The 5,408-nt window shown below is 76.3% G+C and carries 6 protein-coding genes; 1 reads left to right on the top strand and 5 read right to left on the bottom strand.

All coding sequences use genetic code 11. The annotated features are described in order from the left end of the window. Positions 1 to 73 precede the first annotated feature (73 nt). Both GTR00_RS13645 and GTR00_RS13650 read right to left on the bottom strand, forming a co-directional pair. Positions 74 to 859: an ABC transporter permease gene (locus tag GTR00_RS13645; protein WP_166612162.1), complete on the bottom strand. Its 786-nt coding sequence runs from the start codon at positions 857 to 859 to the stop codon at positions 74 to 76. Positions 860 to 870: 11 nt separating this feature from the next. Further along, a complete protein-coding gene (locus GTR00_RS13650; RefSeq protein WP_166612158.1) occupies positions 871 to 1,893 on the bottom strand; it encodes an ATP-binding cassette domain-containing protein in 1,023 nt (340 codons plus the stop codon). 145 nt (positions 1,894 to 2,038) lie between these two features. On the opposite strand from GTR00_RS13650, the gene yidD reads away from it, so the two are divergent. Continuing rightward, the gene (yidD, locus tag GTR00_RS13655) at positions 2,039 to 2,320 is read left to right on the top strand and encodes a membrane protein insertion efficiency factor YidD (RefSeq protein WP_166612159.1); all 282 of its coding nucleotides are present in this window, start codon (positions 2,039 to 2,041) and stop codon (positions 2,318 to 2,320) included. A gap of 227 nt (positions 2,321 to 2,547) precedes the next feature. On the opposite strand, the gene GTR00_RS25845 is transcribed toward yidD, so the two are convergent. The 3 genes from GTR00_RS25845 to GTR00_RS13670 are packed head-to-tail and all read right to left on the bottom strand — an operon-like array spanning position 2,548 to position 5,346. Further along, on the bottom strand, positions 2,548 to 3,612 hold the full coding sequence (locus tag GTR00_RS25845; RefSeq protein ID WP_323132469.1) for a CobW family GTP-binding protein: 1,065 nt from the start codon (positions 3,610 to 3,612) through the stop codon (positions 2,548 to 2,550). A gap of 4 nt (positions 3,613 to 3,616) precedes the next feature. Beyond that, positions 3,617 to 4,285, bottom strand: coding sequence for a nucleoside/nucleotide kinase family protein (locus GTR00_RS13665; protein WP_166612160.1), 669 nt, complete (start codon positions 4,283 to 4,285; stop codon positions 3,617 to 3,619). Next, positions 4,282 to 5,346, bottom strand: coding sequence for an NADPH:quinone reductase (locus tag GTR00_RS13670; protein ID WP_166612161.1), 1,065 nt, complete (start codon positions 5,344 to 5,346; stop codon positions 4,282 to 4,284). Before GTR00_RS13670 ends, GTR00_RS13665 begins: the two co-directional genes overlap by 4 nt. Positions 5,347 to 5,408 lie beyond the last annotated feature (62 nt).

Here is a 5,408-nt window from a genome sequence, read left to right on the forward strand (position 1 = left end):
GGGGTGGACGGGGCCGGGCGCACGACGGCCCCTCCCCGCACCACGGGGAGGGGCCGTCGGGTCGGCGGGGCCCTCAGCGGGCGGCGGCCCGCCGGTACTGCCGGGTGGCCAGCGGCACGAACACCACGAGGACCACGATGATCCACAGCAGCGTGTAGAGCTCGGAGTTCTGCAGGGACCAGGTGCCCAGCTCGGTGCCCGGCGGGACGTTGCCGAAGCGCTCCCGGGCCGCCTGCACGAGCGTGGAGACCGGGTTCCACTGGGCGATCACCTTCAGCGGGCCGGGGAAGGTCTCCAGCGGCACGAAGGCGTTGGTGATGAACGTCAGCGGGAAGATCGTCAGGAACGTCAGGTTGTTGAACGCCTCGGGGGTGCGGATGAGCAGGCCCAGCAGGCCCATCACCCAGGAGACCGCGTAGGCGAACAGCAGCAGCAGCGCGAAACCCACGACCGCGTCGAGGAACGAGGTGCGGATCCGCCAGCCGATGAGCAGGCCGGTCAGCGACATGATGACGGTGACGATGACGTTGAGGACGACGTCGGAGGCGGTGCGGCCGGCGAGCACCGAGGACTGCGCCATCGGCAGCGAGCGGAACCGCTCGATGATGCCCTTCTGCATGTCGTCGGCGATCCCGGCGCCGGTGATGGTGGCGCCGAAGATGACGGTCTGGGCGAAGATGCCCGGCACGAGGAACTCGCGGTAGTTCCCCCCGTTGACCCCGATGGCGCCGCCGAAGACGTAGCCGAAGAGCAGGATGAACATGATGGGCGAGATCAGGGTCCCGACCAGCAGGTCGGGGATCCGGGTGATCTTCAGCAGGTTCCGCTTGGCGATCACCGACCCGTCGGCGACGACCATCCCCACGGCGCTCACGAGCGCACCTCCTGCTCCGCGGCCTCCGGCTCCTCGCCGGCGACCTCCTCGGCCGGCTTGCCCGTCAGGGTCAGGAAGACGTCGTCCAGGGTGGGCCGGCGCAGGCCGGCGTCCAGCGGGACGACGCCCACCTCCTCCAGGCGCCGCAGGACCTCCACCAGGACCCGGGTGCCCGAGGTCACCGGCGCGGTGACCCGCCGCGCCCGGCGCTCCACCTGCAGCTCGCCGACGGCCACCTCGTGCAGGACGGCGACGGCGGTGTCCACGTCGCCGTCGGAGGCCACGACGACCTCCACGCGCTGCCCGCCCACCTGGGTCTTCAGGTCGTCGGCGGTGCCGCGGGCGATGACCCGGCCGTGGTCGATGACGACGACCTCGTCGGCCAGCCGCTCGGCCTCCTCCAGGTACTGGGTGGTCAGCAGCAGCGTGGTGCCGCCGCCGACCATCCGCGTCAGCAGGTCCCACATGTCGTTGCGGCTGCGCGGGTCCAGCCCGGTGGTCGGCTCGTCCAGGAAGAGCACGGGCGGCTCGGCCACCAGCGCCCCCGCCAGGTCCAGCCGGCGCCGCATGCCGCCGGAGTACGTCTTGGCCACCCGCTTGGCGGCGTCGGTCAGGTCGAACTGCTCCAGCAGCTCCCAGGCGCGCTCCTTGGAGCGCTTGCGCCCCAGGTGGTACAGGCGCCCCACCATGTCCAGGTTCTCGAACCCGGTGAGGTTCTCGTCCACCGCGGCGTACTGGCCGGACAGGCCGATGCGCCGGCGCACCTCGCGCGGGTCGGCCAGGACGTCCACGCCCGCCACCGTCGCACTGCCCTCGTCGGGGACCAGCAGCGTCGTGAGCATCCGCACCGTCGTCGTCTTGCCCGCGCCGTTCGGGCCCAGCAGGGCCAGGACGGTGCCCGCCGGCACCGTCAGATCGACGCCCGCCACCGCGGTGACGTCGCCGTACCTCTTCACCAGTCCCCGTGCTTCGACCGCCGGGGAACCCGCTCGCGCGGGGGCCGTGCTCGTCGCTGCCATGGACCCGACCTTAGGGAACGCCTCCGACACGGCGCCCCTCCTTTCCCGTCGCCCGACCGTCCGTCGCGGGGTGGACCGGGCGGGCCCGGGGGACTCACCGCGCCCGGCCGGGCGGGATCGGCGCGGCACCCCTAGCGTCGGGGGCATGACGAGCCCAGCGGCCCGCGCGTTCGACGCCCTCTGCGGCGCCTACCAGCGACGCATCTCCCCGCGGAAGCGGTTCTCGTGCGCGCACCGCCTCGCGCACGGGGGCGACTCCTGCTCGGGGGCCGTGCGCGACCTCGTGCGCCGGCGCGGCGTGCTCGGCGGGGCGGTGCCCAGCGCGGTGCGCTTCCTGGCCTGCTACCGGGCGGCCTCGCTGCTCATGGCCACCGACGTGCGCGGGGTGTGCTGCTGCGGGCCGATCCCGATCCCGTTCCGCTTCTGAGGGCGCCGCGCGCGGCCGCGCGTGCGGGCCCGGCAGCAGGGCGGCCGCGCCGGCGTCGGCCAGGCGCCGCAGCACCGGCAGCGGCACGTCGACGGCGGCGGCCACCGCGCCGACGTGCCGCACGACCAGCTCGCCCAGCGCGGGCAGGTGCACGGCGCCGGAGGCGTCGAAGGGCGTGAGCGGGTAGGCGACCAGGCCGGTGCAGGGGCCGGCGTCAGGGGCCGGCGTCAGGGGCCGGGCGGCTCGGCGGGGCCCCGCGGGTCCTGCGGCCCGTCCACGTCCAGGCCCTCGGTGTCGCGCAGCACGCCCGTCATGGCCATCTCCCCGTCCTGCACGGGGCCGGACGCGACGCAGGCGCGCAACCCGGCCAGCAGGGCCGGGGCGTCGATGCCGGCGCCGACGAGGACGAGCTCGGTGCGCCGGATCGACCCGCGCGGCCAGCCGGTGCGCTCGAAGCGCACCGCGGCTCCCACGGTGTGCAGGACGAACCGCTGCCCGTGCCCGGGCACGGCGAAGCGCACGAACCCCTTCACCCGGAACACCCCCGAGGGGCGCGAGCGCAGGAAGCGCACGAAGGCGCGCGGGTCCAGCGGCTCGTCGGAGGTGAACTCCACCGCGTCGTAGAGGGTGTGCAGGTGCTCCTCGTGGGCCTCGTCGACCGCCTCGCCCAGCGCCGGCCGGCGCTGCACCGCGGGGCGCTCGTCGAAGAGCAGCCGCGCGTCCACCCGGCCGCGGGCGGCCGGAACCACCGGCGCCCACGGGTTCAGCTCGCGGCAGCGGGCGGCGACCCGCGCCAGCTCCTGCGCGCCCACCAGGTCCGTCTTCGTCAGCAGCACCACGTCGGCCATGGCGACGTGGTCGTCGAGCACGGGGTGGCGCAGGCGGGTCGCCTCGAACTCCACGGCGTCGACGGCCACGACGAGCCCGCCGTACTCGACGCCCTCCACCCGGCTGAGCAGCACGCGGCGCACCATGGCGGCGGGCTCGGCCAGGCCGCTGGCCTCGATGAGCACCGCGTCCAGGCCCTCCCCGCCGCGCGGGGCGACCAGGCGCACCAGCAGCTCCTCCACGCCGCCGTCCTCCGTGCTGCAGCACAGGCAGCCGTCCTCCAGCGAGACGGTCTCCTCGGCCAGGCCGGAGACCAGCAGCGCGTCCACGCCGATGGCGCCGAAGTCGTCGACGACCACCCCCAGGCGCACCTCGGCGGCCGAGCCCAGCAGCTGGTTCAGCACGGTCGTCTTGCCCGCGCCGAGGAAGCCGGCGAGGACGACGACGGGCACGCGGGGCGGCACCGGCTCATCCTCCCCCGGGCGCGGGCAGGAGGAGGTCGCCGGGCACGAGCAGGTCCGCGCGCGCCGCCGTCGCCTCCACCAGGGCCGCGTTGCGCTCGTCGACGCGGCGCACCCACGCCTGCGCGGCGGCGGGGTCCTTGCCGAAGCGCACGTGGCGGCGCACCAGGCGCCCGGTGCGCTCGCCGGAGCCGGCCCCGACGAACCACACCTCGTCGAAGCCCGTCCGCACCCCCTGCCACGCCCCCTCGGCCAGCAGCAGGTAGTTGCCCTCGCTGACCACGAGGCGGGTGCCGGCGGCCACGGGCACGCTGCCGGCGACGGGCTGCTCGATCTCGCGGTCGAAGGCGGGCGCGTAGACCACGTCGTCCTCGGGGCCCTGCTCGCGCAGCCGCCGCAGCAGCGCCGCGTACCCGGCGGCGTCGAAGGTGTCGGGTGCGCCCTTGCGCTCCCGGCGCCCGAGGCGCTCCAGCTCCACGTCGGCCAGGTGGAAGCCGTCCATGGGCACGTGCGCGGCGGCCAGCTCGTCGCCGGCGGCCTCGCGCACGGCGTCCACGAGGGCGCGCGCGAGGGTGGTCTTGCCCGCTCCCGGCGCGCCGGCCAGGCCCAGCAGCACCCGCCGGCCGGGCAGGTCGAGGGCGCGCCGGAGGAGGTCGGCGAACGCGGGGGCGCTCACCCGCCCGCCCCGGGCGCCGCGACGTCCACGTCCACGTCCACGTCCACGTCCACGTCCACCAGGACCTTGCCGACGGTGCCGGCCTCCACGGCGGCGTGCGCGTCGGCGGTGCGCTCCAGCGGGAAGCGCACCAGCGGCAGGCCGTGCTCCTCGCCCACGCCCATCGCGCCGTCGCGCACGGCGGCGGTGACGTCCTGCGCGGCCGCGGTCAGCGCCGGCCGCCCGAGGGTGTAGAGCAGCACGAACTGGAAGCGGGTGTTCAGCGCCATGTTGCGGCGCACGTCCAGGGTCACCGCGTCGCCGCCCTCGTTCGCGTACGAGGCGATGGTGCCCAGCGGGCGCAGCACGGCCAGGTCCAGCTCCACGTTGGCGGCCAGCGCGACCTCCACGACGACGTCCACGCCCCGCGGGGCCACGCGGCGCACCTGCTCGGCGGCGTCGGCGTCGCGGTAGTCCACGACGTGGTGGGCGCCGGCGGCGGTGGCCAGGCGGGCCTTGGCGGGCCCGCTGACGGTGGCGACCACGGTGGCGCCGGCCCAGCGGGCGAGCTGGACGGCGGCGTGCCCGACGGCCCCGGCGCCGCCGGCGACCAGGACGGTGGTGCCGGCCAGCGCGCCGGGGGCCAGTCGGCGCGGGCCGTCCTCGGCGACGGTGAGGGCGCGGTGCGCGGTGACGGCGGGCACGCCCAGGCTGGCGCCGACGTCGAAGGAGGCGCCGGCGGGCAGCGGGACGACGCGCTCGGCGGGCAGCACGGTGGCCTCCTGGGCGGTGCCGGTGGGCCGCTGGTGCGCGGACAGGTACGTCCACACCCGGTCCCCCACCGCCAGGCCGTCGACGCCCTCCCCGACGGCGTCGACGGTGCCGGCGCCGTCCTGGTGGGGCACGACCTCGCCGGCGGGGCCGGCGGCGGTGGCGCCGCTGCGGCGCTTCCAGTCCGTCGGGTTGACCCCGGACACCGCCACCCGCACGCGCACCTCCCCCGGTCCGGGCTCGGGCACCTCGCGCTGCACCAGGCGCAGGACGCCGGTGCCGCCGGTCTCGCTGTGGACGATCGCCTTCACGCCGGGGCGAACCGCCGTCCGCACCGCGGTGTTCCCCGGGCCGGGGGAGGTGCGCGTGCGGG

Origin of the sequence: Kineococcus indalonis (assembly GCF_009906395.1) — a bacterium.
Classification (GTDB): domain Bacteria; phylum Actinomycetota; class Actinomycetes; order Actinomycetales; family Kineococcaceae; genus Kineococcus; species Kineococcus indalonis.

Coding starts and splice junctions, on each gene's coding strand:
- GTR00_RS13645 (WP_166612162.1), bottom strand. CDS start 859: ATGGTCGTCGCCGACGGGTCGGTGATCGCCAAGCGGAACCTGCTGAAG.
- GTR00_RS13650 (WP_166612158.1), bottom strand. CDS start 1,893: ATGGCAGCGACGAGCACGGCCCCCGCGCGAGCGGGTTCCCCGGCGGTC.
- yidD (WP_166612159.1), top strand. CDS start 2,039: ATGACGAGCCCAGCGGCCCGCGCGTTCGACGCCCTCTGCGGCGCCTAC.